The 446-nt window shown below is 48.4% G+C and carries 1 protein-coding gene; it reads left to right on the plus strand.

Annotated elements, in window-relative coordinates; genetic code table 11:
• The coding region (locus EN818_RS30815) for a DpnI domain-containing protein (protein ID WP_281039965.1) at positions 1-368 on the plus strand (368 nt) is incomplete at its 5' end.
• Between the last annotated feature and the right edge of the window lie 78 nt (positions 369-446).

Below are 446 nucleotides of genomic sequence, written 5' to 3' on the forward strand. Positions count from 1 at the left end.
GTTGGGTTGGTTCCAATATTTTGCTCGACCGCATTCCGGATGCGGGCCGAATATTTTTGGTTAGGAACAGCATTCCGATCCCTAAAGAGGTCGTTGTCGCAAAATGGCAGCACACCCTTTTTCTTTGTGAGGAAAAGGCAGATGCTCGTGGCTGGCTAATTGAAGTAATGAGATGTGTCGATATGATCGGTGCGACTGATTTCGATATCGAACAAGTCTACGCGTTCGAAAGGAAACTGAGCGCTCTATACCCGAACAACAGAAATGTGAGACCAAAGATTCGTCAGCAATTGCAGTTCCTCAGAGACAACAGATATCTCGAGTTTGTGGCCCGCGGCCGCTATCGCCTGAGGAAAGAGAGCTTTTGAAGACCGAGCAAAGGGACAACGCCTAAATGTCTTGGTACGCAAACCATTATGAATGCTACGGCTGCGGCGAACATTGGG

The organism is Mesorhizobium sp. M3A.F.Ca.ET.175.01.1.1 (assembly GCF_004791945.1).
Classification (GTDB): domain Bacteria; phylum Pseudomonadota; class Alphaproteobacteria; order Rhizobiales; family Rhizobiaceae; genus Mesorhizobium.